9 tRNA genes and 1 rRNA gene are annotated in these 1,355 nt (G+C 47.4%); all 10 read left to right on the top strand.

Annotation, left to right across the window (positions count from 1 at the left end):
- The first annotated feature begins 195 nt into the window (after positions 1-195).
- The 10 genes from rrf (at position 196) to C9J35_RS23045 (ending at position 1,166) form a co-directional block, all read left to right on the top strand.
- Positions 196-311: ribosomal RNA gene (gene rrf, locus C9J35_RS23090) — 5S ribosomal RNA — on the top strand.
- A gap of 10 nt (positions 312-321) precedes the next feature.
- Positions 322-397 (top strand) — tRNA-Val (locus C9J35_RS23085).
- A 3-nt stretch (positions 398-400) separates the two neighbouring features.
- A tRNA-Thr gene (locus C9J35_RS23080) sits at positions 401-476 on the top strand.
- Between the two features lie 7 nt (positions 477-483).
- Positions 484-559 (top strand) — tRNA-Lys (locus C9J35_RS23075).
- 21 nt (positions 560-580) lie between these two features.
- Positions 581-665, top strand: a tRNA-Leu gene (locus C9J35_RS23070).
- Between the two features lie 47 nt (positions 666-712).
- Positions 713-787: transfer RNA gene (locus tag C9J35_RS23065), tRNA-Gly, on the top strand.
- Between the two features lie 6 nt (positions 788-793).
- Positions 794-882: transfer RNA gene (locus C9J35_RS23060), tRNA-Leu, on the top strand.
- A gap of 19 nt (positions 883-901) precedes the next feature.
- Positions 902-978, top strand: a tRNA-Arg gene (locus C9J35_RS23055).
- 10 nt (positions 979-988) lie between these two features.
- Positions 989-1,065, top strand: a tRNA-Pro gene (locus C9J35_RS23050).
- Between the two features lie 25 nt (positions 1,066-1,090).
- Positions 1,091-1,166: transfer RNA gene (locus tag C9J35_RS23045), tRNA-Ala, on the top strand.
- The last annotated feature ends 189 nt before the right edge of the window (positions 1,167-1,355 follow it).

Genomic DNA, 1,355 nt, shown 5'->3' with positions numbered 1-1,355 from the left:
GATGAGGTAGATAGGTTCGAGGTGGAAGTGTGGTGACACATGGAGCTGACGAATACTAATCGATCGAGGACTTAACCAAAATGTTTGAAACATTCAATGCACCGTTTATCCAGTTTTGAAAGAACAAAAAGTTTTCAAAAAAACTTGCATTTATAACAAGATATGTTATAATCAAATTTGTCTTTTAAATAATAGTCTAGTGATGATGGCAAAGAGGTCACACCCGTTCCCATACCGAACACGGAAGTTAAGCTCTTTAGCGCCGATGGTAGTTGGGGGCTTCCCCCTGTGAGAGTAGGACATCGCTAGGCATAATACCCAGGAGGATTAGCTCAGCTGGGAGAGCATCTGCCTTACAAGCAGAGGGTCGGCGGTTCGAGCCCGTCATCCTCCACCATATGCCGGTTTAGCTCAGCAGGTAGAGCAACTGACTTGTAATCAGTAGGTCGTGGGTTCGATTCCTATAGCCGGCACCATAGTTTTGAGCCATTAGCTCAGTTGGTAGAGCATCTGACTTTTAATCAGAGGGTCGAAGGTTCGAGTCCTTCATGGCTCACCATTTAAATTGCCAACAAAATATGCGGGTGTGGCGGAATTGGCAGACGCACTAGACTTAGGATCTAGCGCCGCAAGGCGTGGGGGTTCGACTCCCTTCACCCGCACCATTTTTTAGAATCTCATAATTGCCAGGATAAATAAATCTTATGCACATGCGGAAGTAGTTCAGTGGTAGAACACCACCTTGCCAAGGTGGGGGTCGCGAGTTCGAACCTCGTCTTCCGCTCCAAAATGTGCCGGGGTGGCGGAACTGGCAGACGCACAGGACTTAAAATCCTGCGGTAGGTGACTACCGTGCCGGTTCGATTCCGGCCCTCGGCACCATTTTTAATTTCAATAATTTGCGCCCGTAGCTCAATTGGATAGAGCGTCTGACTACGGATCAGAAGGTTGTGGGTTCGACTCCTGCCGGGCGCGCCAATTAAATGAACGGGAAGTAGCTCAGCTTGGTAGAGCACTTGGTTTGGGACCAAGGGGTCGCAGGTTCGAATCCTGTCTTCCCGACCATTTCCTAACAGTAAAATAAAATCTCGGGGCCTTAGCTCAGCTGGGAGAGCGCCTGCCTTGCACGCAGGAGGTCAGCGGTTCGATCCCGCTAGGCTCCACCAATTAATTTAAATGAACCTTGAAAACTGAACAAGCAAAACGTAATCAATAACGTTTTTAGTAGCTAACTTTCAGTTAGTGAACGAAACAAAATTTTGGACATCAAAATTGATGCCAGCAAAACAATTTGAGCTAATCAAATTTCTTTTATGGAGAGTTTGATCCTGGCTCAGGACGAACGCTGGCGGCGT

It is taken from the genome of Lysinibacillus parviboronicapiens (assembly GCF_003049575.1).
Classification (GTDB): Bacteria; Bacillota; Bacilli; order Bacillales_A; family Planococcaceae; genus Lysinibacillus; species Lysinibacillus parviboronicapiens.
This window is presented reverse-complemented; position numbering and strand designations above follow the sequence as displayed.